The 25,648-nt window shown below is 75.5% G+C and carries 26 protein-coding genes and 2 riboswitches; of the genes, 13 read left to right on the top strand and 13 right to left on the bottom strand.

What is annotated here, in order from left to right; translation table 11 throughout:
• The first annotated feature begins 153 nt into the window (after window positions 1–153).
• Window positions 154–1,437 (top strand): F390 synthetase-related protein, encoded by a 1,284-nt coding sequence (locus CTKZ_RS07175; RefSeq protein WP_160142850.1) that lies wholly within the window; start codon window positions 154–156, stop codon window positions 1,435–1,437.
• 282 nt (window positions 1,438–1,719) lie between these two features.
• Here CTKZ_RS07175 and CTKZ_RS07180 read toward each other — a convergent pair whose 3' ends face one another.
• From CTKZ_RS07180 to CTKZ_RS07205, 6 genes are all read right to left on the bottom strand, one after another.
• Complete coding sequence (locus CTKZ_RS07180; protein ID WP_124342314.1) at window positions 1,720–2,985, bottom strand: glycosyltransferase; 1,266 nt, start codon at window positions 2,983–2,985, stop codon at window positions 1,720–1,722.
• Window positions 2,982–3,728 carry a hypothetical protein gene (locus CTKZ_RS07185; protein WP_124342315.1) on the bottom strand — a complete coding sequence of 249 codons (747 nt, stop codon included), beginning with the start codon at window positions 3,726–3,728 and terminating at the stop codon, window positions 2,982–2,984. The genes CTKZ_RS07180 and CTKZ_RS07185 overlap by 4 nt, the downstream gene beginning before the upstream one ends.
• Window positions 3,725–5,104, bottom strand: coding sequence for a glycosyltransferase (locus tag CTKZ_RS07190; protein ID WP_124342316.1), 1,380 nt, complete (start codon window positions 5,102–5,104; stop codon window positions 3,725–3,727). The genes CTKZ_RS07185 and CTKZ_RS07190 overlap by 4 nt, the downstream gene beginning before the upstream one ends.
• On the bottom strand, window positions 5,097–6,059 hold the full coding sequence (locus CTKZ_RS07195; RefSeq protein WP_124342317.1) for an NAD-dependent epimerase/dehydratase family protein: 963 nt from the start codon (window positions 6,057–6,059) through the stop codon (window positions 5,097–5,099). Before CTKZ_RS07195 ends, CTKZ_RS07190 begins: the two co-directional genes overlap by 8 nt.
• 147 nt (window positions 6,060–6,206) lie before the next feature.
• Window positions 6,207–7,037, bottom strand: coding sequence for an ABC transporter permease (locus CTKZ_RS07200; RefSeq protein WP_124342318.1), 831 nt, complete (start codon window positions 7,035–7,037; stop codon window positions 6,207–6,209).
• Entirely contained in the window at window positions 7,034–8,104 is a 1,071-nt protein-coding gene (locus CTKZ_RS07205; protein WP_124342319.1) for an ATP-binding cassette domain-containing protein, read from the bottom strand. Before CTKZ_RS07205 ends, CTKZ_RS07200 begins: the two co-directional genes overlap by 4 nt.
• Before the next feature lie 93 nt (window positions 8,105–8,197).
• Between CTKZ_RS07205 and CTKZ_RS07210 the strand changes: the two genes are divergently transcribed.
• The 3 genes from CTKZ_RS07210 to CTKZ_RS07220 all read left to right on the top strand — a co-directional run bounded on the left by CTKZ_RS07210 (window position 8,198) and on the right by CTKZ_RS07220 (window position 11,140).
• Window positions 8,198–9,049, top strand: a complete 852-nt coding sequence (locus CTKZ_RS07210; RefSeq protein WP_124342320.1) for a TetR/AcrR family transcriptional regulator — start codon at window positions 8,198–8,200, stop codon at window positions 9,047–9,049.
• 38 nt (window positions 9,050–9,087) lie between these two features.
• Window positions 9,088–10,734, top strand: coding sequence for an ABC-F family ATP-binding cassette domain-containing protein (locus CTKZ_RS07215; protein ID WP_124342321.1), 1,647 nt, complete (start codon window positions 9,088–9,090; stop codon window positions 10,732–10,734).
• 64 nt (window positions 10,735–10,798) lie between these two features.
• Window positions 10,799–11,140: an ankyrin repeat domain-containing protein gene (locus CTKZ_RS07220; protein ID WP_200829668.1), complete on the top strand. Its 342-nt coding sequence runs from the start codon at window positions 10,799–10,801 to the stop codon at window positions 11,138–11,140.
• 33 nt (window positions 11,141–11,173) lie between these two features.
• On the opposite strand, the gene CTKZ_RS07225 is transcribed toward CTKZ_RS07220, so the two are convergent.
• Complete coding sequence (locus tag CTKZ_RS07225) at window positions 11,174–11,629, bottom strand: hypothetical protein (RefSeq protein WP_124342323.1); 456 nt, start codon at window positions 11,627–11,629, stop codon at window positions 11,174–11,176.
• 105 nt (window positions 11,630–11,734) lie between these two features.
• On the opposite strand from CTKZ_RS07225, the gene CTKZ_RS07230 reads away from it, so the two are divergent.
• Both CTKZ_RS07230 and CTKZ_RS07235 read left to right on the top strand, forming a co-directional pair.
• Entirely contained in the window at window positions 11,735–11,989 is a 255-nt protein-coding gene (locus CTKZ_RS07230; RefSeq protein WP_124342324.1) for a type II toxin-antitoxin system Phd/YefM family antitoxin, read from the top strand.
• Window positions 11,974–12,372: a PIN domain-containing protein gene (locus CTKZ_RS07235; protein ID WP_124342325.1), complete on the top strand. Its 399-nt coding sequence runs from the start codon at window positions 11,974–11,976 to the stop codon at window positions 12,370–12,372. The genes CTKZ_RS07230 and CTKZ_RS07235 overlap by 16 nt, the downstream gene beginning before the upstream one ends.
• Before the next feature lie 32 nt (window positions 12,373–12,404).
• Here the strand turns inward: CTKZ_RS07235 and CTKZ_RS07240 are convergent, their stop codons facing one another.
• Window positions 12,405–13,649, bottom strand: coding sequence for an O-succinylhomoserine sulfhydrylase (locus CTKZ_RS07240; RefSeq protein WP_371852343.1), 1,245 nt, complete (start codon window positions 13,647–13,649; stop codon window positions 12,405–12,407).
• A 23-nt stretch (window positions 13,650–13,672) separates the two neighbouring features.
• The gene (locus CTKZ_RS07245) at window positions 13,673–14,086 is read right to left on the bottom strand and encodes a rhodanese-like domain-containing protein (protein WP_124342326.1); all 414 of its coding nucleotides are present in this window, start codon (window positions 14,084–14,086) and stop codon (window positions 13,673–13,675) included.
• Between the two features lie 6 nt (window positions 14,087–14,092).
• Window positions 14,093–14,187, bottom strand: a riboswitch (SAM riboswitch).
• Between the two features lie 120 nt (window positions 14,188–14,307).
• Window positions 14,308–14,422, top strand: a riboswitch (SAM riboswitch).
• Between the two features lie 41 nt (window positions 14,423–14,463).
• On the opposite strand from CTKZ_RS07245, the gene CTKZ_RS07250 reads away from it, so the two are divergent.
• Entirely contained in the window at window positions 14,464–15,879 is a 1,416-nt protein-coding gene (locus CTKZ_RS07250; protein ID WP_124342327.1) for an aminotransferase class V-fold PLP-dependent enzyme, read from the top strand.
• Between the two features lie 91 nt (window positions 15,880–15,970).
• Here CTKZ_RS07250 and CTKZ_RS07255 read toward each other — a convergent pair whose 3' ends face one another.
• Window positions 15,971–16,561, bottom strand: a complete 591-nt coding sequence (locus CTKZ_RS07255; protein WP_124342328.1) for a pentapeptide repeat-containing protein — start codon at window positions 16,559–16,561, stop codon at window positions 15,971–15,973.
• Between the two features lie 37 nt (window positions 16,562–16,598).
• Here CTKZ_RS07255 and CTKZ_RS07260 point away from each other — a divergent pair, with 37 nt between their 5' ends.
• From CTKZ_RS07260 to CTKZ_RS07285, 6 genes are all read left to right on the top strand, one after another.
• Complete coding sequence (locus CTKZ_RS07260; protein WP_124342329.1) at window positions 16,599–17,186, top strand: GNAT family N-acetyltransferase; 588 nt, start codon at window positions 16,599–16,601, stop codon at window positions 17,184–17,186.
• A gap of 69 nt (window positions 17,187–17,255) precedes the next feature.
• On the top strand, window positions 17,256–18,941 hold the full coding sequence (locus tag CTKZ_RS07265) for a bifunctional lysylphosphatidylglycerol flippase/synthetase MprF (protein ID WP_124342330.1): 1,686 nt from the start codon (window positions 17,256–17,258) through the stop codon (window positions 18,939–18,941).
• Window positions 18,942–18,981: 40 nt separating this feature from the next.
• The gene (locus CTKZ_RS07270; RefSeq protein ID WP_124342331.1) at window positions 18,982–19,830 is read left to right on the top strand and encodes a hypothetical protein; all 849 of its coding nucleotides are present in this window, start codon (window positions 18,982–18,984) and stop codon (window positions 19,828–19,830) included.
• Window positions 19,831–19,882: 52 nt separating this feature from the next.
• Window positions 19,883–20,530: a pyridoxal 5'-phosphate synthase gene (locus CTKZ_RS07275; RefSeq protein ID WP_124342332.1), complete on the top strand. Its 648-nt coding sequence runs from the start codon at window positions 19,883–19,885 to the stop codon at window positions 20,528–20,530.
• A gap of 44 nt (window positions 20,531–20,574) precedes the next feature.
• Entirely contained in the window at window positions 20,575–21,513 is a 939-nt protein-coding gene (locus CTKZ_RS07280; protein ID WP_235843388.1) for a nuclease-related domain-containing protein, read from the top strand.
• A gap of 201 nt (window positions 21,514–21,714) precedes the next feature.
• Complete coding sequence (locus CTKZ_RS07285) at window positions 21,715–21,990, top strand: hypothetical protein (RefSeq protein WP_124342333.1); 276 nt, start codon at window positions 21,715–21,717, stop codon at window positions 21,988–21,990.
• 48 nt (window positions 21,991–22,038) lie between these two features.
• Here the strand turns inward: CTKZ_RS07285 and CTKZ_RS07290 are convergent, their stop codons facing one another.
• From CTKZ_RS07290 to CTKZ_RS07300, 3 genes are read right to left on the bottom strand one after another with little or no spacing between them, the layout of a single operon-like run.
• Window positions 22,039–22,920, bottom strand: coding sequence for a MaoC/PaaZ C-terminal domain-containing protein (locus CTKZ_RS07290; RefSeq protein WP_124342334.1), 882 nt, complete (start codon window positions 22,918–22,920; stop codon window positions 22,039–22,041).
• A complete protein-coding gene (locus tag CTKZ_RS07295; protein ID WP_124342335.1) occupies window positions 22,917–24,296 on the bottom strand; it encodes a 3-oxoacyl-ACP reductase in 1,380 nt (459 codons plus the stop codon). Before CTKZ_RS07295 ends, CTKZ_RS07290 begins: the two co-directional genes overlap by 4 nt.
• Before the next feature lie 2 nt (window positions 24,297–24,298).
• Window positions 24,299–25,642, bottom strand: coding sequence for an acetyl-CoA C-acetyltransferase (locus CTKZ_RS07300; RefSeq protein WP_124342336.1), 1,344 nt, complete (start codon window positions 25,640–25,642; stop codon window positions 24,299–24,301).
• Window positions 25,643–25,648 lie beyond the last annotated feature (6 nt).

Here is a 25,648-nt window from a genome sequence, read left to right on the forward strand (position 1 = left end):
GTGCCCCGCACCCTGTCCGTGGCACGCCGGCGGACGCGTCCGCAGACCGGCGCGTCCCGGAGCGCCAGCCGTGAGCCGGGCACGCGTCGCCCGGCGCGACGCGCCGGGACGGCGACGGACGTCCGCCGACGGGGTGGCCCGGGAGGTGCGGGCGTGAGCCGGGCACGGGTCGTGTGGCACTACGCGCGGGCGCGGCATCGGACGTTCGCCGGCCGGGCCGCGCTCGAGGCGTGGCAGGACCGGCACCTGCGTCGGGTGCTGCGGCTCGCCCCGCGCCGGTACGCCTTCTACGCGGGGACGACGCCGCGCGCGCTCACCGACCTGCCGGTCGTCGACAAGGTGGACGTGCTCGCGCGCTTCGCCGACCTCAACGTCCGTGGCGTCGGCCTCGACGAGTGCCTCGCGGCCGCCCGGTCCGCCGAGCGGGGACGCGACTTCGGCACCACCCTGCGCGGGCTCTCCGTCGGCCTCTCCTCCGGGACGACAGGCCGGCAGACCGCGTTCCTCACGTCGGCCGCCGAGCGCGACCGGTGGGCGGGCGAGGTCCTGGCCCGCACGCTCCCGGACGGTCTTCTCGCCGGGGCTCGCGTGACGCTCGTCCTGCGCGCGGGCGGGCCGCTCTACGAGAGCGTCGACGGCGGACGCGTGAGCTTCCGGTTCGTCGACCTCGCGCTCGACGAGGACCGCCTGCTCGACGAGATCCGCGCCGCCGACCCGACCGTGCTCGTCGCGCCGCCGTCCGTGCTGGTCGCGGTCGCCCGTGCAGGGCTCGGGCTGCGACCGCAGCGGGTGCTGTCGGTCGCGGAGGTGCTCGACCCGCACGACGCGGCGGTCGTCGAGGACGGGCTCGGCGTGCGGGTCGACCAGGTCTACCAGGCCGCCGAAGGGTTCCTCGGGGCGAGCTGTCGGCACGGGCGGCTGCACCTCGCGGAGGACCTCGTCGTCGTCGAGCGGGAGGACGTCGGCGGCGGACGGTTCGTGCCCGTCGTGACCGACCTGTTCCGCAGCAGCCAGGCCGTGCTGCGCCGCCGGGTCGGCGACGTCCTGGTGCCCGACGAGGACCCCTGTCCGTGCGGCTCCCCGATGCTCGCGGTCCGCGAGATCGTCGGCCGGTCCGACGACGTGCTCTGGCTCGCGCGAGCGGGCGTGGCGGCGCCGGCCCTCGGATCGTTCCACCCCGACTTCGTCCGGGCCGCGGTGCTCGCGGTGCCCGAGGTCGACGACTTCCGCGTGGACCAGACCGCGACCGACGCCCTGCGGCTCGCCGTCGAGCCCGCGACTGCCTTCGACGCCGCCCGACGCTCGCTCGAGCGCGCGCTCGCCGACGCCGGGCTCGCCGTGCCGTCGGTCGTGCCCGGCGAGGTCGAGCCGCGGGACCCGCTCGTCAAGCGCCGACGCGTCCGGCGCGACCCCGCCGTCCCCGCCGGGGCGTGCTGACCTCGGCGCTGGGCGCGACCCCCAGCCGTCCCGGTAGGGCGGGCGTGCTGACCTCGGCGGCCGGGCCCGACCCCGAGCCGTCCCGCAGCAGCACGCGGACTCCGTCGCTCACGTCGCCCGGCCGCCGGACGGCGACGGGCGCCCGCGGGTTCGCGCGAGACCGAGCCGTCTCGTGGGGCCGCGCGTGTCGACCCGACACGCGGGCCGCCGTGCGAGCTCCGAGGTCGTGCTCTCGCGTCCGCGCTGTTCGTCGGGCGCGATGCCGTGGCATGCGGGACGGGGTCAGCGACCGTCCGCGGTCCGGTGGCCCTTCAGCGCGTCGTCGATCGCGTCGGCGACCCCGGCGACCGGGTCGTACGTGGCGGCCGCGGTGGCGAGCGCGTCCAGCTGAGAGCGGTCGGAGTCGAGCACCGCGCGCACGGCCTCGGCGACGCGGCGGCCGTCCAGGCGCCGCACCCGGACGCCCGCACCGGCCGCGACGATGCGTGCGGCGAAGTCGAACTGGTCGTAGTCCTGCGGGCACACGACCGCGGGGACGGCGGCGCGGATCGCGCTGTAGGTGATGCCCGCGCCGCCGTGGTGCACGACGGCCGCGCAGCCGGGGAGGACGTCGTCGTAGGGGAGGTGGGCGTAGACGTGCACCCGCCCGTCGACGACGAGCGGGTCGGGGGAGCGTCGGGCCGCGTCTCCCAGGCTCACGACGACCTCGTGCCCGGGCAGGCCGTCGGCCAGCGCCCGGGCCTCCTCGACGAGTCGGTCCTTGGCCCACGGCAGGTGCGTACCGAGCGTGACGAGCACGCGTGCGCCGCTGGGGAGGTGCGGCGCGGCTCCTGCCTCCGGGGTGCCGGTGACCGGGCCGACCATGCGGAACGCCGCGGGCCAGTCGCGGTCGAGCTCGAGCTCGGTCATCCCGAGCCCCAGGATGTGGGTCGGCGAGTAGGCGGCCTCCGACCCGTCGGCCCGGTAGACACCCGTCCCGGCGGCGCGGAACGCGGGCGCGAGGACGCGCTGCATCGCCCGCTTCGTCACGCGCGTGGCGGTGCGACCGACAGCGTCCCGTACGCGGTGGCCCGCGTGCCGGGCCGGTCCCCAGCCGCCGCAGTAGGAGGGCGTGCCCGTGCGCGTCTCGAGCGCGAACGGGGTCGGCATGGTCGTGAGCCAGGGCAGACCGTGGTCGAGCGCGACCATGCCCGCGACCGGTGCCGTGAAGTCGGCGAGCACGGCGTCGGGACGGTCCCGCCGGACCAGGGCGTCGATCTCCGAGCGGGCGCGGGGGAGCAGGCGCAGGTTCGCCGCGAGCTGGCGCGTGAGCAGCAGCGGGTTCGACCGGACCGGCCCGTTCGTGTCGGCGATCCGGTCGAACACGTGCGGGTCGTCCGGCAGGAGCGCGTCGGCGGCGAAGCCGTGCTCCCGCAGCAGGTCGACCTTCGTCGCGCCCGTCGCGAAGCGGACGTCGAACCCGCGGTCGCGCAGGCCGCGGCCGAGCGTGACGAGCGGGTTGAGGTGGCCGGCGAACGGCGGCGCGACCAGCAGCAGCCGGGCGCTCACGACGCACCCCGCGGTCGTGCGTCGCCACGTCCGCGCTGCGCGGAAGGTCCGTCGCGACCGGGGTCGCCGGCGGGGTGGGCCACGGCGACGTCGGCGGTGGGCGGTGCCGACGGGCCGCTGCTGCGCGGACGACCGACGAGGCGGCGCACCGCGGCGATCGCCGCGGGGGACGTGGCCGCCGCGAGGTGCCCGCCGGGCACGTCGACGTCGACGTGACCGCGGAAGCCCCACCGGCTGAGCGGGTCGGCGGAGCCGCGGACGGCGTGCACCGTCCACACGCCGCCCGGCGGCGGCAAGGCGCCGACAGGCCCGAGGCCGACGACGTGCACGTGCAGTCCGTCGGGCACGACGACCAGCGGTGCGGCCGCCGCGGCCATCCGCGCACCCGTGCTGCCGCAGAGCAGCAGCAGGTCCTGACGTGTCCGGTCGAGCAGCGCCTGGAGGTGCCGGGCGGTCTCGCGCGTGAACGCGGTGACCGGCCGCGCCGCGGCCCACTGGACGGCGTTCCGGGCCGACGCGACGACGAGCGGCGCGGCGCGGTACGGCGCGACGGCGCGGTCGGTCCACGGGAAGCCGACGCGCACGGGCGTCCAGCCGTCGACGGCGAGGGCGTCGAGCACCGCGTGCTGCGCGGGCGAGAGGGCGGAGTGCGTCCACGAGCTCTGCCCGGTGAGCCACGCGACGCGGGCGTCGACGACGTCGGCCACCGGGCGCGCCGACGCGTGCGCGTCGAGCCACCTCACGGCGCCGACCCGATCCCGACGCGCACGCGGCGCCCGCGCCATGTCACGGTCCGAGGACCGAGCTGTGCCGCGAGGGCCTGCAGCGGCGCGAGCACGGCGGCGACCGGCTCGAGCAGCACGCCCAGCCACCCCGCCCCCACGCCTGCGTGGGCGGGCGGCCCTGCCTGGATCGGCGACGCCATGTGGTCGGCCGAGGCCGCGTCCGGTGGCATGGCGGCCGTCACCTGTCGGCGCAGCGCGCGGGTGACGAGCGCGGAGACGGCGAGGGCGGCGAGCGCAGCGCCGACGGCGGCGAGGGAGCCGGAGGCGACGGCGAGCGCGACCGTCGCGAGCGGCAAGGCCGTCGGGACGAGGACGAGCAGCAGGAGCCGCGCCGAGAGGTCACGGCGGACGACCTCGCCGGCGAACAGGAGCCAGCGCCGGACGATCCGCAGGTAGGCGGCCGCGCCCGGGACGGTCGTGGCGACGAGTGCGGGCTGCGCGGTCTGGACGACCCTCAGGCCGTGCGCGCGGAACAGCCGGGCGAGCGCGTAGTCGTCGCACGTGGCGGTCGCGAGCGCGGGGAACCCGCCGACCGCCTCCAGCCGGTCGCGCCGGAGCGCCACGACCATGCCGTTGATGCTGACGGGAGGCCCGACTCGCGCGAGCGGCAGGTAGGTCACGAGGGCCGAGCCGTTGACGAACGCGGCGAGCAGTCGGGACCAGAGCCCGCCCTGCTCGCGGTAGACGGGGACGCCGGTCGCGAGGTCGGCGTCGGCCAGCGCCCCGACGAGCCGTGCGAGCCCGCCGGCGGGGAAGGCGGTGTCGTCGTCGAGCAGGACGACCGTGCCGCTCTGCACGTCGGCGAGCGCGAGCTTGTGGATCTTGGGGTTGACGCCGGGCTCCGGTGGCGGGCACACGACGACCTCGACGTGCGGGCGTCGTGCGCCCCCGCCTCGCACGGCACCGACCTCGTCGACGACCTCCGGGGCGGGGGCGCGCCGGGCGGCAGCCGTCGCGGCGGCGGGCACCTCGGCGGCGTCGATCAGGACCGCAGCCTCGTGCGCGGTGGCCTGCGCGGGGGCGGCATCGACCGGGACGGCAGCATCAGGGTCGGTGGCCTGCGCGGCGGCGGCCGTCGCCGCGGCACGTCCGGCCGTGTCGTCGTGGTCGACCAGCAGCAGGACCCGGGCGGGGGCGAGGGTCCGGACGGAGGACGCGAGCACGTCGGGCAGCAGGGGGTCGCCGGAGCGGACCGCGACGAGGACGGTGACGTCGGCGAGGTCCTGCCCGGGTGCGACACGGGCGGGCGAGGCGATCGCGGCGGCGGCGAGGTTGCCCCGGACGGCGGTGAGCACCACGAGGAGGGCCGCGACGGCGAGCGCAGCCTCACCCATGCGCGCGCACGAGCCGGTCGACGCTCTCGTCGAGCGACACCGCGGGGGCGCCCAGGTCGCGCAGCGTCCGCGTCATGTCGAACGTCTTGGACCGCGAGAGCACGGACACCCCGAAACGCGTGATCGGCGGCTCGCGCCAGCCGAGCAGCGTGGCCGACACCTGCTCCCCGGCGCCCGCGAGCGCCCGGACGACCGACGGCGGGACGTGGAGTGTCCGCGGCCGGGCGCCGAGCCGCGCGAGGATGCCGAGCAGGAACGGGTAGAGGTCGACGGGCTCGGCGTTCGTCAGGTGGTACAGCCCGGTGGCGCCGCGCTCCACGGCCTCGTTCACGTAGTGCGCAGCGGTGTGGACGTCGGTGAGGTCGGTGCGCACGGGCGGCCCGTCGCGGCGCTCGAGCACGGGCAGCAGCCCGCCCTGCGCGAGCCGCAGGATCCGGGGCAGGAGGACGGTGTCGCCGACGCCGAACACGGCCCGCGGTCGCACGACCACGTGCGGGCCGGGGTAGCCGTCGACGACGCGCTCGGAGATCCGCTTGGTGCGCGCGTAGGCGTTGAGCAGCTCGTCGTCGGGCGGGACGGGGCTGTCCTCGGTGAGGTCGTGCTGGTCCTCGTCGCGGTAGAGCACGGACGACGACGAGACGTGCACGAGCGGTGGCGCGCCGTGGTCGGCGGCCCACCGCGCGACGTGGCGGGTCGCGTCGACGTTCGCCGCGACGAACGCGCGCGGGGGTGCCCAGGGGGACGCGAGCGCGGCGCAGTGCACGACCGCGTCGACGGGCCCGGGGACGGCGTCGTCGGGCAGCGGGCGGGACAGGTCGTGCCGGACGTAGGTGTCGACGTCGTTGGTCGCGGTGGCCGACCGCCCGAGCCCGACGACGTCCCAGCCGCGCGCGTGCGCGTCGGCGACGATCCGCGTCCCCAGGAAGCCGTTGGAACCGGTGAGCAGGAGACGCATGCCGTGGAGGATACGGCGGTCACGACGTCGGCAGTCCGGTCCTCCACAGGCGTGTCCCCGCGGGAGCGTCGGCGGCGGATCCGGAGTCACGACCACCGGGTGGTGCGCCGCGCACGCACGACGCACCACCCGGTCACGACCGGCCCGTCAGCGGCCGAGGCGCGTCCACCGGCGCACGGAGAGCACGCCGAACACGGCGACCAGCACGACGGGCCAGACGACCGCGAGCAGCAGCGCGTGCTCGGAGGCCCAGCCGGTGCTCGCGACCGTGGGGTTGCCGAACAGGTCGCGCGTCGCGGCGATCGTCGCGGTGATCGGGTTCCACGCCGACAGCGCCTCGAGCCACCCGGGCATCGTCGAGATCGGGACGAACGCGTTCGACAGGAACGCGAACGGCCAGACGAGGATCTGCACGGCCGTGACGCCGCCCTGCCCGCGGAACAGCAGCCCGAGCCAGATGCCGAGCCACAGGAACGCGAACCGCAGCAGGAGCAGCAGGCCGAGCGCGACGAGCGCGTTCCCGAGCCCTTCGTGCCACCGCCACCCGACGGCCAGCCCGCCGAGGAGCAGGACGAGCAGCCCGACGACCGACGAGAGCATGTCGGCGATCGCGCGGCCGAGCAGGACCGCGGCCCGGGACATGGGCAGGGACCGGAACCGGTCGGTCACGCCGCGCTGCACGTCGGTCGCGACGACCGTCATGGTCGACTCCAGGCCGAAGGCCATGGTGACGGCGAGCATGCCGGGGAACAGGAACTCGATGTAGCCGCCGGGGACGTCGATCGCGCCGCCGAGCAGGTACCCGAACATGAGCAGCAGGAGCAGCGGGAACGCGAGCCCGATCAGCAGGTCCCACGGCTGGCGCCGCCAGTGGCCGAGGTCGCGCAGGGTCACGGTCCAGGCGTCGCGCAGCGCCCACGACGGGCCGCCCGACGGGACGGGTGGGGCGGTGCGCGCTCGGGTGGTGGTCACGGTCATCGGGAGGCCTCCTCGGCGGTCGCGGCGGCGGGGGAGTCGGAGGCGGACCGGGCGGACGTCCCGGCCGGGGCGTCGGCGGGAACGCCGGTGAGGTGCAGGAACGCCTCGTCGAGGGTCGGCCGTCGCAGGGCGACGTCGTCGACGGGGACGCGTGCGTCGTCGAGCGTGCGGACGACGTGCGTGAGCGCCGCGACCCGGTCGACGACCGTGGCGGTCACGCGTCGGGTCGCGACGTCGGTCTCGACGTCGGTGCCGACGGCATCGAGCGCCGCCCGCGCGGCGGGCAGGTCCGTCTCGGCCCGGACGACGACGTCGAGCCGGTCCTGGCCGATGGACGCCTTGAGCTCGTCGGGCGTCCCGCGGGCGACGAGCCGGCCCTGCGCGAGCACGCTCACCTGCGACGCGAGCTGGTCGACCTCCTCGAGGTACTGGGTGGTGAGCAGCACCGCGGTCCCGCCGGCGACGAGCTCGCGCACGGCCTGCCACACCTCGCGCCGGCCGCCCGGGTCGAGGCCTGTCGTCGGCTCGTCGAGGAGCAGCACCTCCGGGTCGAGCACGAGCCCCGCGGCGAGGTCGAGCCGTCGGCGCATGCCGCCGGAGTAGGTGCCGACGGGCCGGTCGGCGGCGTCGGCGAGGTCGAACCGGTCGAGCAGCTCGTCGGCGCGACGGCGGGCGTCGCGCGTGCCGAGGTGCGAGAGGCGGCCGAACATCACGAGGTTGTCGCGCCCGCCGAGGATCTCGTCGACGGCGGCGTGCTGGCCGACGAGGCCGAGCCGGCGGCGCGCCCGCGCGGCGTCGCGGACGACGTCGTACCCGGCGACGTGCGCGGTGCCGCCGTGGGGGTCGAGCAGCGTGGAGACGATGCGGACGGTGGTCGTCTTGCCGGCGCCGTTGGGGCCGAGCAGGGCGTGGACGGTGCCGTGCTCGACGTCGAGGTCGAGGCCGTCGAGGACGGTGGTCTCGCCGTAGCGGCGGGTGAGCCCGCGGACGCGGACGGCGGGAGGGGCGGTCGCCGCGGTCGCGGTGCCGGCCGCGCGGATGGTCGGGGATCCGGTGGACGTGGGCATGGGTGGACCTCCTCGGACGGGAGCGCTTATCGTACAGCGTACGACAAGAACGCACGGACGTCTCCACCTGTTCCCGGCAGGGAGGATGAGGTCATGACGGAGCACACCGGGACCGGCGACCCGGCCCGCAGCATGGCCCTGCTCTGGCGCACCGCCGAGCCCGCCGCCCCGCGCGGCCGCGGTGCCGCCGCCGGGCTGTCCGTGGACCGCGTCGTCGCGACCGCCGTGGCGCTCGCGGACGCCGAGGGGCTCGGCGCACTGTCGATGCGCCGCGTCGCGACCGAGCTCGGCGTGGGCGCCATGACCCTCTACACGTGGGTCCCGGGCAAGGGCGAGCTGGTCGACCTCATGGTCGACGCGGTGCTCGGCGAGGTCGTCGACGCGCTCGGCGGTCTCGCCGCACCCGCCGTCGCACCCGCCGTCGCACCGGCACCGGCTCCCGCGCCGGGGGGCGCCGACCCGGGAGTCGTCGAGAAGCCCGCGTGGCGCGACCGCCTCGAGGCCGTCGCCCGCGCGAACTGGGCCGTCTTCGCGCGTCATCCCTGGCTGCTCCAGGTCGCGGCCATGGGCCGTCCGCCGCTCGGCCCGAACGTCATGGCGAAGTACGAGGTCGAGCTCCGCGCGATCGACGGCACGGGCCTCGACGAGGTCACGATGGACGCGGTCGTCACGCTCGTGAACGGGTTCGTCGGCGGGGCCGCGCGGGGCGTGCTCGACCGCGCGCAGGCCGAGCAGCTGACCGGCATCAGCGAGGAGCAGTGGTGGGAGGCGACCGCCCCCTACGTCGACCAGGTCTTCGACGCCGACGCCTACCCGACCGTGGCGCGCGTCGGACCGGTCGCCGGCGAGGCGAACCAGGCGGCGTACGACCCGCACCGCGCGTTCGAGTTCGGCCTCGCCCGGCTCCTCGACGGCATCGCGGTGCTCGTCGACGCCGCCCGCTGACGTCGGACCGGGCCGTCGAGGTCGGGGAGGATGGGCGCATGAGTGCGACCCTGCAGGCCCGCGCGGTGTCCGCCGCCTTCGGCGACCGCGAGCTGTTCTCCGGCCTGGACCTCGTCGTCGCGCCCGGGGACGTCGTCGGGCTCGTCGGGCCGAACGGCGCAGGCAAGACGACGCTGCTGCGCATCCTCGCGGGCAGCCGCGCGCCGGAGTCCGGGACGGTCAGCCTGTCGCCGCCGACCGCGCAGGTCGGCTACCTGGTGCAGGAGGTCGAGCGCAAGGACGACGAGACGGTCCGCACGTTCCTCGAGCGGCGCACCGGCGTCGCCGCCGCGCAGACCGAGATGGACGACGCGTCGCACGCGCTCGCGGCCGAGGAGCCCGGCGCGGACGACCGGTTCACCGAGGCGCTCGAGCGGTGGATGTCGCTCGGTGGTGCGGACCTCGACGCGCGGCTCGGCGTCGTCGCGGACGACCTCGGACTGACCGTCGACCTGGACCTGCCGATGACCGCGCTCTCGGGCGGGCAGGCGGCGCGCGTCGGCCTCGCGGCGCTGCTGCTGTCGCGGTTCGACCTGTACCTGCTCGACGAGCCGACCAACGACCTCGACACCGACGGCCTGCACCGGCTGGAGGAGTTCGTCGACCGCGTCCAGGCGCCGGTCGTCGTCGTGAGCCACGACCGCGAGTTCCTCGCGCGGACCGTGACGCGGGTCGTCGAGATCGACCGCAGCCTCCAGCGCGTCGCGACCTACGGCGGCTCCTACGACGCGTACCTCGACGAGCGCTCGACCGCCCGCCGCCAGGCGAGAGCGGCCTTCGAGGACTACGCGACCCGGCGCGACGCGCTCCAGGCGCGGGCCCGCACGCAGCGCGCGTGGATGGAGAAGGGCGTGCGCAACGCCCGCCGCAAGGCCACCGACAACGACAAGAACGTCAAGCACCACCGCGGCGAGACGTCGGAGAAGCAGGCAGCGAAGGCGCGCCAGACGGACCGGATGATCGAGCGCCTGGAGGTCGTCGAGGAGCCGCGCAAGGAGTGGCAGCTCCGCATGAGCATCGCCGCGGCACCCCGGTCGGGCGCGGTCGTGGCGACGGCCCGGGCAGCGGTCGTGCGACGCGGCGACTTCACGCTCGGACCGGTCGACGTGCAGCTCGACTGGCAGGACCGCGTGGCGGTGACCGGGCCCAACGGCTCGGGGAAGTCGACGCTCCTCGCCCTGCTCCTGGGCCGGGTCGCGCCCGACGAGGGGAGTGCGGCGCTCGGCCCGGGCGTCCTCGTCGGCGAGGTCGACCAGGCGCGCGCCGCGTTCGAGGGCGACGCGCCCGTCGGCGACGCGTTCGCGCGCGAGGTCCCCGACTGGACGACCGCCGACGTGCGGACGCTGCTCGCCAAGTTCGGCCTCGCGGGACACCAGGTCGGCCGCCCGGCCGACTCGTTGTCCCCCGGCGAGCGCACGCGCGCCGCGCTCGCGCTCCTCCAGGCCCGCGGGGTCAACCTGCTCGTGCTCGACGAGCCGACCAACCACCTCGACCTGCCCGCGATCGAGCAGCTCGAGCAGGCCATGGAGTCGTTCGACGGCACGGTCCTGCTGGTCACGCACGACCGCCGCATGCTCGAGACCGTCCGCCTGACGCGTCGCTGGCACGTCGAGGACGGCCGCGTCACCGAGGTCGCACCGGACTGACCGGGCCGAGCGCGCCTTGCCGAGGACGCTCCACGGCGCACGCGGACCTGGTGGGATGTCCGCCATGACACCTGCGCACGACGCCGTCGAGCACGAGGACCTCCCGCGCCTGCGGACGCTCCTGGACGAGGGCGCGGACGTCGAGGAGGTCCACGGCGGCCTGACCCTGCTCCAGCACGCGGTCGACGTCGAGATCGACGCGCACACCCAGACCGGCGAGCCGCTCCACGTGGACCTGACGGCCTACCTCCTCGCGCGCGGCGCGGACCCGCTCGCCTCACCCGCTCCCGGCGGAGCCGGTTCGGCGCTGCACACGGCACGGCTCCGCGGGCACTGGCTCGCCGTCGCGGTCATGGAGGCGTTCGTGCGCGTCGACGAGGGCGGACACCGCACCCCCGAGCTCTGACGGCTCGACCTCCCCGATGCGCGACCCGGCTCGTCACCAGGCGCTGAGCGACACCGAGGCGCCCGTCACGACGGAGGCGCCATCCTCGTCGAGGTCGACCGTCGGGTCGACGAACGCGAACACCCCGTGGCCTCGTTCGAGGCGCAGGAACACGTGGCACGCGTCGGACTCGAGGTCGGGCGCCACGAGGGTCGCCGAGCAGTCCTGCTCGAGCGTGCCGCCGTCGGTGGCGCCGAGCCCGGCGGCGAGGTCGGCGGCGACGTCGGCGACGGCCCGGTCGACGCCCCAGCACGCGACGAGGTCGTCGACGTGGCACCCGGTCTGCTCGACGGCGCCGTCGGGCATGGGCAGCGCGGCCCCGCGCTCGACGGCCTCCGCCCGGAGGTGCCCGTCGACGGCCCGCAGGACCCCGGGTACGGTCACGGCCACAACCGCGCCGACGGCGACGACGGCGAGCGAGACGATGAACACCGGCCGCGGAGTGCGCATGCGCGGGTCATCGGCAGTCCAGGGGGCGTGCTTGAACGGCGGTCGGACGTCGGGCTGCGACGTCCGGATCGATCAGAGAATCTGATTCGATGCTAGCGTGAGCGCGTGCGCATCCTCACCGCGACCGAAGCCTCACGGGGCTTCTCCGACCTCCTCGACGCCGTCGAGCGGGGGGAGACGGTCATGGTGACGCGCGGCAACCGGACGATCGCGCGCATCGCTCCCGTCCCCGCCGGCACAGGTCGGAGCCTGCGCGCGGCGCTCGACAGGGTGCCCCGGCTCGACGACGCGTTCGAGGCCGACATCGCGGAGGCGACCGCACTGCTGACCAGCGAGACGGACCCGTGGGTCGGCGACTGATCCTCGACACCACGACCCTCATCGCCTACGAGCGCCGCGCGTTTGACACGACCGTCCTCGACGAGGACGACCTCGCGATCGCGGCGGTGACCGTGGCCGAGTTCCGCAGCGGCATCGAGCTCGCCGACACCGCGGCCCGAGCGGCCGACCGCGCGCGCGTCCTCGACGCGGTGCTGGAGAACGTCACCGTGCTCGACTACACCGAGCACACGGCGACGCAGCACGCGCGCCTGCTCGCGCACGTGCGCCGCACCAGCGTCCCCCGGGGCGCGCACGACCTGATCATCGCGGCCCACGCCGCGCACACCGGCCGGGTCCTCGCGTCCCGGGACGCGCGCGCCCGGTTCGCCGACCTGCCTGGTGTGGAGGCCGTCAGTCTCTGACGGTCGCGCCGTCGCCCCGCTCCGAGCCGCGCTCAGCCGGCCGCGACGTCCAGGGCCTGGGTGAGGTCGTCGCGGAGGTCCTCGACGTCCTCGAGCCCGACGGACAGGCGGACGGTCGACTCGGCGATCCCGACAGCGGCGCGGCCCTCGGGTCCGAGCTTGCGGTGCGTCGTCGTGGCGGGGTGCGTGACGATCGACTTGGTGTCGCCGAGGTTGTTCGACAGGTCGATGATCCGCAGCGCGTCGAGGAACGCGAACGTCGTCTTCTTCGCGACGTCGGGCGTCGCGCCCTCGGGGACGCGCAGCTTGAGCGTGACGACCGTGCCGCCGCCGGTCTGCTGCGCGCGCGCGAGGTCGTGCTGCGGGTGCGACGGCAGGAACGGGTAGCGGACGGACGCGATCGCGGGGTGCTGCTCGAGCCAGCCGGCGAGCGTCAGGGCGGACGCGGCCTGGTGCCGCACGCGCAGCGACATCGTCTCGAGGCCCTTGAGCAGCACCCACGCGTTGAACGGGGACAGCGACGGGCCGGTGTTCCGGATGAGCGTCTGGACGGGCCCGCGCACGTACTCGGTCGAGCCGAGGATCGCGCCGCCGAGCACGCGGCCCTGGCCGTCGATGTGCTTGGTCGCGGAGTAGACGACGACGTCGGCGCCGAGGTCGAGCGGCCGGGACAGGACGGGCGTCGCGAAGACGTTGTCGACGACGACGGTCGCACCGGCGGCGTGCGCGAGCCGGGACACGGCGGCGATGTCGACGAGGTCCTGCATCGGGTTGGACGGCGTCTCGAAGAACACGACGTCGGCGGGCGTCGAGAGCGCCTCCTCCCACTGCGACAGGACGTGCCCGTCGACGTAGTCGGTGCGGACGCCCCACTTGGCGAGGATCTCGTCGAAGATCACGACGCTCGACCCGAAGAGCGCGCGGGCGGACACGATGCGCGAGCCCTGCTGGACGAGCGCGGCCAGGGCGGTGAAGACGGCGGACATGCCGGTCGCGGTCGCGTATGCGGCCTCGGCGCCGTCGAGCAGGCGCAGGCGCTCCTCGAACGTCGAGACCGTCGGGTTGGAGTAGCGCGAGTAGAGGAACCGGTCGACGTCGCCCGCGAACGCGGACTCGGCCTGCGCGGCGGAGTCGTACACGTACCCCTGGGTGAGGAAGAGGCCCTCGGACATCTCCTGGAACTCGGACCGCACGAGCCCGCCGCGGACGGCGAGCGTGTCGGGCCGCAGCGTCGAGCGGTCGACGGAGCGGTCGTCCCAGTCGCCGGGACCGGGCACGCGGCCCGGCACGCGGTCGGCGGTCACAGCGTCGTCCAGGGCAGTCCCTCGGCGCGCCACCCGACGTGCCCGCGCTGACCGTCGGGGCCGACGTCGCCCTCGAACCCGCGCAGCACGTTGTACGCGGGGCCGAACCCGGCGGCGGTCGCGGCCTGCGCGGCGGCGACCGAGCGGACCCCGGAGCGGCACAGGAAGACGACGGGCCGCTCGTCGCCGGGCGTCAGGCCCGCCTCGGCGAGCTCGTCGACGAACCGGGGGTTGAGGCCCTGCGGGGTCGTCCACTCGACGAGCGCCGCACGGCCGCCGATCTCGGTGGCGTCGGGCACGCCGATCAGCCGCCACTCGGCGTTGGTGCGCACGTCGACGAGCAGGGCGCGCTCGTCGGACGCGAGCAGGTCCCACGCCTGCTGCGGGGTCAGGTCACCGGCGTACGGCATCGCGATCCTCCATCGGTCCTGGCGGTAGCACCCTCGCCCGGCGGACCGGGGGGTTGCTGCGGCGTCGTCGAGCCAGATCTCTCGGCCGCTCTGGATGGTTGGCGCGATGCTACGCGCGCCGGCGGCCGACGCGCCAAGGAGTGGACACGCTGTCCCGTCATCCGAGACGGCCGACGTGTCCCGTTGACACATCACGGGCGCCGACGGAACCCTCGTCGTCAGGTCATGAGCGCCAGCCCGAAGCCCCGGCTCGCTGGCCGGCAACCCTCCTCCGCGGTGGGGTGCCCCGGGTGACGACCAGGCCGACCGCCGCCCGGCGGACGGCAAGCGCGGGGCCGGCCGTCGGTGCCGGGTCCCACGGACCCGTGAGGAGCACCATGTCCGTCATCGCCGAGACCACGTCCTGTGCCGAGGTCGACGCCCCGGTGTCGACCCGCGAGCCCGTCCCCGCCCTGCTGCCCGTCGTCGGCGGCGACACGACCGTCCCGCTCGTCGACGGCACCCAGCGGGTCTACGCCAACCTCGACTACGCCGCGAGCGCCCCCGCACTCGAGTCCGTCGCCGCCCGCGTCACCGAGGTCCTGCCGCTGTACGCGTCGGTGCACCGCGGCGCCGGGTACCTGTCGCAGGTGTCCACGGCCCTCTACGAGTCGTCCCGGCAGAGCATCGCGCGGTTCGTCGACGCGCGCCCCGACGACGTCGCGATCATCACGCGCAACACGACCGACTCGCTCAACCTGCTCGCGGGTGTCGTCCCCGCCGGTGGCAAGGTCCTCGTCCTCGACGTCGAGCACCACGCCAACCTGCTGCCGTGGGTGCAGTCGTCGCAGCGGCACGGCAACACCACGACGATCCTCCCGATCGGCCGGACCGTCGCCGAGACCCTCGACGCGTTGCGCACCGAGCTCGCGACCCAGCCCTACGCGATCCTGACGATCACGGGCGCGTCCAACGTGACGGGCGAGTCGCTGCCGATCGAGGAGGTCGTGGCGCTCGCGCACGCCGAGGGCACCCGCGTCGCCGTCGACGGCGCGCAGCTCGTCCCGCACCGCGGCTTCTCGCTCGCCCGCACCGGCGCCGACTACGTCGCGTTCTCCGGCCACAAGACGTACGCGCCCTTCGGCGCGGGCGCGCTCGTCGGTCGCCGCGACTGGCTCGACACCGGCACGCCCTACCTGGCCGGTGGCGGCGCCGTGCGCGACGTGCGCGCCGACCGGACCGTCTGGCAGCCCGCCCCCGCGCGGCACGAGGCCGGGTCGCCCAACGTCATCGGCGCGATCGCGCTCGCGGAGGCGTGCGACCGGCTCGCCGCCCTGCCCGCCGGCGCGCTGCTCGCGCACGAGGAGGCGCTCCGCGCCCGCCTGGTCGACGGCCTGGGCACGATCGACGGCGTCGAGGTCGCGCGCATCTGGCCCGACTCCGCGGACCCGGTCGGCGTCCTCACGTTCACCGTCCCCGGCCACGACCCCGGCCTCGTCGCCGCGTACCTGTCGGCCGAGCACGGCATCGGCGTCCGCGACGGCCGGTTCTGCGCGCACCCGCTCCTCGCGCACCTCGGCGCGTCCGGCGGCGCGATCCGCGCGTCCGTCGGCGTCGGCACGACGAGCGAGGCCGTCGACCGCCTCGTCGACGCGCTGCGCCGCTACCTCGCCGACGGCCCGACCGCCCGGTACGACGTCGTCGACGCCTGCTGGACCGTCGTCGACGACACCCGCCCCCTCGTGCAGGTCCACGGCCTCGACGCCCTCGCCGCCACCGCGGCCGCCGCCTGCGGTCCGGCCCTCGACGACTGACTCGCCCGCGACGGCTCGGCGCCCGCTCGTCGTCAGGCCGCGTCGATCGGGCGCGCCGAGGGGGCCCGGCCCGCGGGGGACGGGCGCGTGATCAGCCGACGACGATGCCCAGGTGCTCGGCGACGAGCGGGGCGAGGTCGAGCAGCTGGTCCTGCGTGATGCGCGCGCCGCGCAGCCCGTCGAGGCCGTCGATGCGCTCGAGCCCGACGACTCCGCGCAGGTCGACGTCCTCGAGCCGCGCGCCCGAGACGTCGAGACGCCGGACACGGCAGTCGTCGAGGACGACCTTGCGCGCCCTCACCCGGGCCAGGTCGAGCTCGGCGACCATGACGCCGACCAGCCGCACGTCGGTGAGCGTCGCGTCGCGCAGGTTGAGGTAGTCGACCTTGCCCCCGTGCAGCTCGACGCGGGTCCACTCCGACCCGTGCGCCTCGACCGCACCGAGCCGCGCGCCCTCCCACCGGCAGTCGAGCCAGGTCGTCGACACCGCGGACAGCGACCCGGCCCGCACGCGCGTCCAGGCGGTGTCCGACGCGCGCGTGCCGTCCAGGCGCACACCGTCGAGCGAGCAGTCCGTGAAGGTGCACTCGAGGATCCGGGAGTGGGACCCGTCCTGCCCGTCGAGGTCCTCGCCGACCAGGTCGAGGGCGTCCAGGTCGCCGTCGCGCTCCAAGAAAACCATGGTCGCCACCCTGCCAGACCCGTGCGACGCTTCCGCCGTGCTCCACGACGTCACGCTCGAAGGCCACGGTGCTCGCCTCGTCCCGCTCGACGACACCCACGCGGAGGCGCTCGCCGCGTTCGTCGACGACCGGGTGTGGGCGGGCATGTCGTCGCCGCTGCCCGTCGGGATCGACGGCTGGCGGGCCGAGGTGGACCGCGCGCGGGCGACGCCGGGGCGGGTCGCGCTCGCGGTCCTCGACGCGGCGACGGGCGAGGTGCGCGGCAGCACGTCGTTCTACGACCTGGACACCCACGTCCTGCGCGTCGAGATCGGGCACACGTACTACGCGCCGCGCTGGTGGGGGACGTCGAACAACCCGGCCTGCAAGCTGCTGATGCTCACGCACGCGTTCGAGACGTGGGGCATGCAGCGCGTCGCGTTCCGCGCCGACACCCGCAACACGCGCTCGGTCGGCGCGATCCGTCGGCTCGGCGCGGTTCCCGAGGGGGTGCTGCGCAGCCACCGCCTCGCCCCCGACGGCACGCGCGGCGACTCCGCGTACTTCTCGATCCTGCCCGACGAGTGGCCCGCGGTCCGCGCCGGCCTGCTCGCGCGGCTGGCGGGGACGACGCCGGACGTCTGACGCCGCACGGCGGACGGATCACCCCGCGCGAGGGGTGCGCCGACGGTCACCCCCGGCAGACTGGGGCGCATGCCGGGCAGCGTGCTCCTCCCGCGAGTCGACCGATCCGCCCTCGACGAGCAGCGTCGTCGCGTGCACGTGCGCGTGCTGGCGTCGCGGACCGTCTGGGTCCTGGCCGTCGTCGGCCTCGTCTCGAGCCTGCTGCGCGGGGTCTGGCGCGACCTCGCGCTGTTCGACGACATCGTGCCGAACGCGGGGACGGCGTCGGCGCGCCCGGCGCTCATCACCGTCTCGATCGTGCTGCTGTTCACCGCCCGCGGGCTGCGACGCGGCCACCGGCTGTCGTGGATCCTCACGCTCGGCCTGCTCGTCGCGTCGGCGGTGCTGCACCTCGTGCGCGGCCCGGACGTGCTCGCCGCGGCCGCCGTCGTCGTCGGCACGGTCTGGCTGGCGACGCAGGGCGCGTCCTTCCCGGTGCTGCCCAACCGGCGCGACGTGCGGCGCGCGGTCCTGCTCGTCGTGTTCGCGGTCGTGTTCGTCGTGGTGACGACCGTCGGGCTCGTCGTGTGGGTGCTCGTGCGGGACCCGGGCACGGACGAGATCGAGCGGCTCGCCCGCATCCTCAGTCCCGTCGAGTTCGTCCTCGAGCTCACGTTCCTGCTGACGCTGCTGTGGACGCTCACGTCGCCGCGCCGTCCGCACAAGCTCAACGCGGCGGACCACGCGCAGGAGCGCGAGCGGGCCCGCGCGGTCGTCCAGCGCTGGGGCACGGGCACGCTCGACTACTTCGCGCTGCGCGACGACAAGGACTGGTTCTTCGTCGGGCGCTCGGTGGTGGCGCACTCGGTGCGCGGGGGTGTCGCGCTCGTGTCGCCCGACCCGATCGGGCCGCCCGAGGAGCGAGAGCAGACCTGGGCCGAGTTCCTCGACTACACCGAGGACTACGGCTGGTCGGTCGCCGTGATCGGCGCCGGTCAGGACTGGCTCGGCGTCTACGAGGCTGCGGGCCTGCGCGTCGTCTACCTGGGCGACGAGGCGATCGTCGACTGCACGACCTTCACGACGGCCGGCGGGTCGCACAAGTCGCTGCGGCAGGCCGTCGGACGCGTCGAGCGGGCGGGCTACACGACGACGTTCCACGACCCGGCGACGATGGAGCCGCACCTGCGCGCGCAGATCGAGGCGATGAGCGACGAGTCGCGTCGCGGCGAGACCGAGCGCGGCTTCTCGATGACCTTGTCGCGGCTGTTCGACCCCGCGGACACCGGGCTGCTGATGTCGGTGACGCAGACGTCCGCGGGTCGCGTCGACGCGTTCTGCCAGTGGGTGCCCGCGCCCGCGATCGGCGGCTGGTCCCTCGACGTCATGCGCCGCCGCCTCGACGTCGAGGGCCTGCCCAACGGGCTGATCGACACGAACATCGTGCACACGATCGGCGAGCTCAAGGCGCGCGGGCACACCGGTCTCGGACTCAACTTCGCGGTGCTGCGCGAGGTCCTCGAGAACGACGAGGGCGGCGGCTCGCGCCTCGACCAGCTCACGCGGCCCGTCCTGCAGCGGCTGTCGCAGGGCACGCAGATGGCGACCCTCGGCCAGTTCAACGAGAAGTTCGACCCGGGCTGGGTGCCGCGCTACACGATCCTCGACTCCGTCGAGTACGTCGCGACGCAGGCCGTCGTCATGGCCGGTGCGGAGGGCGTCACCGAGATCCCGGTGATCGGGCGCTTCCTCGGCAACGTCGGGCAGCCGACGTGACCGGCCGGCGCGGGTCCGGCCCTCGCGCGGGGCGGCTGGCGTGATCGGGTCTCTGCTCGCCGCGGTCGCGTCGTCGATCGGCTACGGCATCAGCACGATCATGCAGGCGGTCGGCGCACGCCGGGCGCGGGGCCTGGGCGCCGTCCTGCAGCCGCTGGTCGTCGCGGCGTTCGTCCTCGACGGCCTCGCCTGGCTGCTGTCGCTCGCGGCCCTCGACCACCTGCCGCTGTTCGTCGTGCAGGCCGTGATCGCCGCGTCGCTCGTGGTCGTCGTGCTGCTCGCGCGGGTCGTCCTGCACGCGACGATGCGTCGTCTCGACGTCGCCGCGGTCGTCGCGGTCGTCGCCGCGCTCGTCGTGGTCGCCGCCGCCGGGGGTGAGCAGCCCGCGGTTCACCCGCCCGACGGGTTCGTCGGCCTGACGATCACCGCCGCAGGCGTCGTCGCGGTCGCCACCCTCGCGGCCTACCGGTCCGGGCCGCCCGTGCTGCTCGCCGTCCTGGGCGGCCTCGGCTACTCGATCGCCGCGATCGCGGCGCGCGCCGCGCACGCCGACGGCGACCTGCTCGACACGGTCCTCCAGCCGCTCGCGATCCCGATCGTCGTCGGCGGCGTCGCGGGCGCCCTCGCCTACCTCCGCGCGCTCGAGCGCGGGTCCGTCGGGACTGCGGCCGCGATCGTCTCCGTCATCGAGGTCGTCGTCCCCGGCGTCGTCGGCCTGACGGTCCTCGGCGACTTCGTGCGCGACGGGTGGGCAGTCCCCGCCGCGGCCGCGCTCGCCGTCGCGCTCGTCGGCTGCGTGGCGCTCGCGACGAGCCCCGCCAACGCGGCCGCCGAGTCGGGCGACACCCCCGGCGGCGACGACGTCCGCACGCCTGCGCGCTCCGGGTAGACGCCCGCGCCACCGCGAGCCGGGCCACGTCGCCCTGTGCTTGGGTGAGCGCATGGACCCAGCGCAGGAGCCCCGCGACGCGACGCTGTCGGGCGACACGACGCTCGTCCTCCCGGAGTTCGACAACCCGCCCCACGAGCCGATGCCCCTGGTGCGCGCGTGGTTCGACGCCGCGCGCGAGCGCGGCCTGCGCGAGCCGTTCGCCGCGACCCTGGCCACCGTCGACGAGCGCGGCGACCCGCGCACCCGCACCGTCCTGCTCAAGACCGTCGACGAGCAGGGCCTCGTCTTCGGCAGCTCGACGACGAGCCGCAAGGGCCGCCACCTCGCCGCCCGACCGCGCGCCGCCCTCACCGTGTACTGGCGCGAGACGCTCCAGCAGGTCAACGTCACCGGGTCGGTCGAGGTCCTGCCCGACGACGTCGCCGACGCCCTGTTCGCCCGGCGGACGCGCGACGCGCAGGCCGCGACCGCCGCGTCCCGGCAGAGCCGCCCGCTGACCTCGGAGCCCGGCCTGCGCGCCGAGGCCGCGCGCCTCGCCGCCGCGGACGGACCCGTCGAGCGGCCGGCCGACTGGGTCGCCTACCGCGTCGTCCCCGACGCCGTCGAGCTCTGGTACGGCAGCCCCGACCGCCTCCACCGCCGCCTCCAGTACGTCCGCACCGGCACGACGTGGGAGCCCACCCGCCTCCAGCCGTGAGGCCGACAGGTCATCCGCCGGCCGGGACGTGCCGATGGAGCCGTGTGAGCACGCAGGCGAGCGGGACCGGCGACAAGACGATGCGGCTGCGCTACGCCGGTGACTGCCGGCTGTGCGGTTGCCGCCTGGACGCGGGCACTGTCGCGGTCTACGAGCGGTCGACGAAGTCCGTCCGCTGCATCGAGTGTCGCGACGACTCGGTCGACGCATCCCTGAACGCCGACGCGACGCCGGTGCTCGACCCGGTCCCACCGGCCGACGCACCACCGGTCGGCGCATCCCCACCGGTCGGCGCATCCCCGGCGGCCGACGCGACCGCGGCGGTCGTGGAGATCGGGCGTGCCGGCGCCTCGGCCGCACGTGAGTTCGAGCGGCGTGCCGCCCAGCGGGAGCAGCGCGTGCGTGCGGCGCACCCGCGTCTCGGCGGGCTGATCCTGGCGCTGTCCGACGACCCGCAGAGCACGCGCGCGTGGAGCTCCGGCGCGGCGGGCGAGCGGGTCGTCGCGCGGAGCCTCGACACGTGGGCGAACGAGCGCGTGCGCGTGCTGCACGACCGCCGGATCCCGCGGACGCGCGCGAACATCGACCACATCGCGGTGGCGCCGACGGGCGTGTACGTGATCGACGCCAAGCGGTACAAGGGTCGGCCGGACCTGCGCGTGCAGGGCGGCATCCTCCGTCCGCGCACCGCGACGCTGACCGTCGGCGGCCGGGACTGCACCAAGCTCCTCACCGGCGTGCAGAAGCAGGTCGACCTGGTCCGCACGGCGCTCGCGGAGGTCCAGCCCGACGTGCGGGTGCGGGGTCAGCTGTGCTTCGTCGACGCCGACTGGCCGCTCATCGGCGGGGCGTTCGCGCTCGACGACGTCGACGTCCTCTGGCCGAAGAAGCTCGCCCAGCTGCTCAACCGTGACGGTCCCCTGACCGACGAGCAGATCGACCGCCTGCACCGCGGTCTCGCCGCGGCGTTCCCGGTCGCCTAGCCGCCCGCGACTGCTTCGCCGCCGATCGGCCGCTACTGCTCGTGCGGGGCCTTCGATATCGACGCGACGCTGCGGGTGCTCCACCACCGCGAGGGGTCGGGACATCGACCGCGTCGCCCCTGAGCGACCCGCCTCGGCCGCCCGGGCGACTCACCCGCGAGAGCACTCACAGCCACGGTCCTGGCCGCCGATGGATCAGGCATGAACCGCGAACCGCACCTGAGCCTGCGAGGTGAGCTGTCCCTGCGTCGTGACCGGCACTGGATGGTCGGCTACGCCGCGCTGGTCATGTGCCTGCCGGCGGTGATGGCGCTCGCGCGCGTCCCGTCGGTGACGGGGAAGGGCGCGGTCGTGACGGTCGCGATGACGCTCGCGTTCGTCGGCCTGGTCCGGCTGCGGTGCGCGCGCCGGCTGGAGCGGATCCTCGACGAGTCGACGCCGCTGCGCTCGGACCTCGGCGAGGACGTCGACCACTGACGGACCGGGCGACGCCTCACGGGCCGCCCGGCCGCGCAGCGGACGAGGTCAGAGCGGGACGACCGTGCCCGTGAGGTACGGCTTGCCGGTGCGGGCGTCCCAGCCGGCGAACGTGGTGGAGCCGTCACCGTCGGGTGCGACGCGGACGGTGACCGTCCCGGGCAGCAGCGCGGGCTTGGCGAACTCGACGGACCACGTGAACGCGTCGCCGCGCGACGCGCCGACGTCGGCCAGCGCGCGGGCCGCGGTGTACATGCCGTGCGCGATGGCCCGCGGGAACCCGAGGGCCTTGGCGGAGACCGCGGACAGGTGGATCGGGTTGTGGTCGCCGGACACGGCCGCGTAGCGGCGGCCGGTGTCGGCGGCGAGCCTCCAGCGCCCGGTCGGCTGCGGCGCGACGAAGTCGGACCGCGCCCCCTCGTCGGTCGGTCGGCCCGCGAGCCGCACGCCCTTCGCGAGGTACGTCGAGACACCCCGCCAGACGAGCGCGTCGCCGACGCGGACCTCCGCGACGAGGTCGACGGTCGTGCCGGCCCGGTGCGGCCGCAGCCCTTCGGCCCAGGCGCGGACGTCGAGCGCATCACCGAGTCCGACGGGCGCGTGCTGCGTGACCCGGTTCGCGACGTGCACGAGCCCGAGCAGCGGCAGCGGGAAGTCGGGCCGCACCATGACGGCGAACGCGACGGGGAACGCGAGGACGTGCACGAACCCGGCGGGCAGCCGGTCGGACGCGGACTCCCCGACGAGGTGCTGGTACTCCGTCAGGTGGTCGGCGTCGGCGCGCACGCCGCGCACCTCGTGCACCACGTCGGGCAGGTCGGTCGGCGCGCGGCCGACGCGACGTGCCACGGCCAGTCGGCCGGTCGCCGCCGCGCCGCGCGCGTAGAGCCCGCCGAGGGAGGGGACGGCGGGCAGGACGACTGTGGTCACCGGCCCACCAGGTTCTGCCCGCAGACGCGCAGCGTCTCGCCGACGACCCCGCCGGCCGCGGGCGACGCGAGGAACGCGACGGCCTCGGCGACGTCGACGGGGAGCCCGCCCTGCTGGAGCGAGTTGAGCCGTCGGGCGACCTGCCGTGTGACGGCGGGGATGCGCGCGGTCATCTCGGTCTCGATGAAGCCGGGCGCGACCGCGTTGGCGGTGCCGCCGAACGGGACGAGCAGCGGTGCGGTCGCGCGGACCATGCCGATGACGCCACCCTTCGACGCCGCGTAGTTGGTCTGCCCGCGGTTGCCCGCGATGCCCGACGTCGACGCGAGCGACACGATGCGGGGCGCGTCGGCGAAGTCGCCCGACGTGAGCAGCGCCTCGTTGATCCGCAGCTGGCTCGCGATGTTCACGGCCAGCACGGACTCCCACTTGTCGGGGGTCATGTTGGCGAGCAGCTTGTCGCGCGTGATCCCGGCGTTGTGCACGACGACGTCGAGCCGCCCGTGCCGCTGGAGGGCGTGCGCGAGGATGCGCGCACCGGCGTCGTCGGCGGTGACGTCGAGCTGGAGCGCGGTGCCGTGGATCTCGTTGGCGACGGCCGCGAGCTGCTCGCCCGCAGCGGGGACGTCGACCGCGACGACGGTCGCGCCGTCCCGGGCCAGCGTCTGCGCGATCGCCTTGCCGATGCCGCGCGCGGCCCCGGTCACGACCGCGACACGCCCGTCGAGCGGCGTCTCCCACGACGCCGGCAGCGCGCCCGCGTCGGAGGCGACCGTCAGCAGCTGCCCGTCGACGAACGCGGACCGGGCGGACAGGAAGAACCGCAGCGCACCGAGCACCGAGGGCGCGGTCACGGGCACGCCCTCGCGCAGCACGACACCGTTGCCGGTCGCGCCGCCGCGCAGCTCCTTCGCGAGCGACCGCAGCAGCCCGTCGACGCCCTGCCGGGCCGCCGCGAGGGCGGGGGCGTCGTCGACGCCCGCCTCGCGCGAGACGGTGACGACCCGACCGCCGCGCGCGAGCCCCTTGAGGGTGCCGGCCGCCGCGAGCACGGGCTCGGCGAGCTGGTCGGGGTGGGTCACGCCCGTGAGGACGAGGACGACAGCCGCGTAGCGGGTGTCGGGGTGGGCGTGCCGGTGCACCTCGAGGTCCCAGCCGTCGAGGACCGTCGCGCCGGGAGCGCCGCCCGCGGGCCCGGACAGCACCGCGGCGAGCGCGTCGCCGTCACCGTCGCGGCCGAGCACGAGGACGGGTCCGTCGACGAGCGGTGCGCCGGGGCGGTGGCGGCGCAGCGGCGTCGGCTGGGGGAGGCCGAGCTGCTTCGCGATCTTCTTCGTGACGCCGCTGTTGACGAGGTTGAGGTAGGTGTCGGTCATGGTCACGCCGCCTCGAGGATCGCGGTGAGGCCGAGCCCGCCGGCCGCGCACACGGACACCAGGGCGCGCACCGGGCGGCCCTCGGCCTGCTGGCGGCGGTGCAGCTCCTTGCTGATCGTGGCGACGATCCGGCCGCCGGTCGCGGCGAACGGGTGGCCCGCGGCCAGCGACGAGCCGTGCACGTTGAGCCTCGCCCGGTCGACGGACCCGAACGCCCCGTCGAGCCCGAGCCGCTCCTTGCCGAACTGCGCGGACTCCCACGCGGCGAGCGTCGTGAGGACGGTCGACGCGAACGCCTCGTGGATCTCGACGTAGTCGAGGTCGTCGAGCGTCAGCCCGTTGCGGGCGAGCAGGCGCGGCACCGCGAACACGGGTGCCATGAGCAGCCCGTCGACGCCGTGCACGAAGTCGACCGCGGCGGCCTCGGCGTCGACGACGACCGCGAGCGGCGTGAGGTCGTGCGCGGCGGCCCACTCGTCGGAGCCGAGCAGGACGGTGGACGCGCCGTCGGTGAGCGGCGTGGAGTTCCCGGCCGTCATGGTCGCGGGCGTGTCGAGCCCGAGCCCGAACACCGGCTTGAGCTTCGCGAGCTTCTCGAGGGAGGTGTCGGCGCGCAGGTTGCCGTCGGTCGTCTGCCCGCGGAACGGCGTGACGAGGTCGTCGAAGAACCCGTCGGCCCACGCGGCGGCGAGCCGCTGGTGCGACGCGAAGGCGACCTCGTCCTGCGCCTCGCGCGTGATGCCCCACTGCGCGGTCGTCAGAGCCTGGTGCTCGCCCATCGACAGGCCGGTGCGCGGCTCGTCGGTGCGGGGTGCGGCGGGCGCGAGGTCCTTCGGGCGGATGCGCGACGCGACGGCGAGGCGCTGCCCGACGGACCGCGCGCGGGACAGGTCGAGCAGCGTGCGGCGCAGCCGGTCGCTCACGGCGATGGGCGCGTCGGACGTCGTGTCGACGCCGCCCGCGATGCCGGAGTCGAGCTGGCCGAGCCGGATCTTGTTGGCGAGCCCGACGACGGACTCGAGCCCGGTCGCGCAGGCCTGCTGCACGTCGTACGCGGGTGTCGTCGGCGCGAGCGCGGAGCCGAGCACGGCCTCACGGGTGAGGTTGAAGTCGCGCGAGTGCTTGAGCACCGCGCCGGCCGCGACCTCGCCGATGCGCTCGCCCTGCAGCCCGTACCGCGCGACGAGCCCGTCGAGCGCGGCGGTCAGCATGTCCTGGTTGCTCGCGTGGGCGTACGCGCCGCCGGCGCGGGCGAACGGGATCCGGTTGCCGCCGAGCACGAGCGCGCGGCGCGTCCCGGGTGTCGTCGGCGTGTCCGCAGGGGTCTTGCGGGGGGAGGGGGCCACGGCTTG

This window comes from Cellulomonas algicola, assembly GCF_003851725.1.
GTDB lineage: Bacteria > Actinomycetota > Actinomycetes > Actinomycetales > Cellulomonadaceae > Cellulomonas > Cellulomonas algicola.

Coding starts and splice junctions, on each gene's coding strand:
- CTKZ_RS07245 (WP_124342326.1), bottom strand. CDS start 14,086: ATGCCGTACGCCGGTGACCTGACCCCGCAGCAGGCGTGGGACCTGCTC.
- CTKZ_RS07295 (WP_124342335.1), bottom strand. CDS start 24,296: ATGACCGACACCTACCTCAACCTCGTCAACAGCGGCGTCACGAAGAAG.
- CTKZ_RS07265 (WP_124342330.1), top strand. CDS start 17,256: ATGCCGGGCAGCGTGCTCCTCCCGCGAGTCGACCGATCCGCCCTCGAC.
- CTKZ_RS07190 (WP_124342316.1), bottom strand. CDS start 5,104: ATGGGTGAGGCTGCGCTCGCCGTCGCGGCCCTCCTCGTGGTGCTCACC.
- CTKZ_RS07250 (WP_124342327.1), top strand. CDS start 14,464: ATGTCCGTCATCGCCGAGACCACGTCCTGTGCCGAGGTCGACGCCCCG.
- CTKZ_RS07195 (WP_124342317.1), bottom strand. CDS start 6,059: ATGCGTCTCCTGCTCACCGGTTCCAACGGCTTCCTGGGGACGCGGATC.
- CTKZ_RS07275 (WP_124342332.1), top strand. CDS start 19,883: ATGGACCCAGCGCAGGAGCCCCGCGACGCGACGCTGTCGGGCGACACG.
- CTKZ_RS07225 (WP_124342323.1), bottom strand. CDS start 11,629: ATGCGCACTCCGCGGCCGGTGTTCATCGTCTCGCTCGCCGTCGTCGCC.
- CTKZ_RS07200 (WP_124342318.1), bottom strand. CDS start 7,037: ATGACCGTGACCACCACCCGAGCGCGCACCGCCCCACCCGTCCCGTCG.
- CTKZ_RS07210 (WP_124342320.1), top strand. CDS start 8,198: ATGACGGAGCACACCGGGACCGGCGACCCGGCCCGCAGCATGGCCCTG.
- CTKZ_RS07215 (WP_124342321.1), top strand. CDS start 9,088: ATGAGTGCGACCCTGCAGGCCCGCGCGGTGTCCGCCGCCTTCGGCGAC.
- CTKZ_RS07205 (WP_124342319.1), bottom strand. CDS start 8,104: ATGCCCACGTCCACCGGATCCCCGACCATCCGCGCGGCCGGCACCGCG.
- CTKZ_RS07255 (WP_124342328.1), bottom strand. CDS start 16,561: ATGGTTTTCTTGGAGCGCGACGGCGACCTGGACGCCCTCGACCTGGTC.
- CTKZ_RS07285 (WP_124342333.1), top strand. CDS start 21,715: ATGAACCGCGAACCGCACCTGAGCCTGCGAGGTGAGCTGTCCCTGCGT.
- CTKZ_RS07220 (WP_200829668.1), top strand. CDS start 10,799: ATGACACCTGCGCACGACGCCGTCGAGCACGAGGACCTCCCGCGCCTG.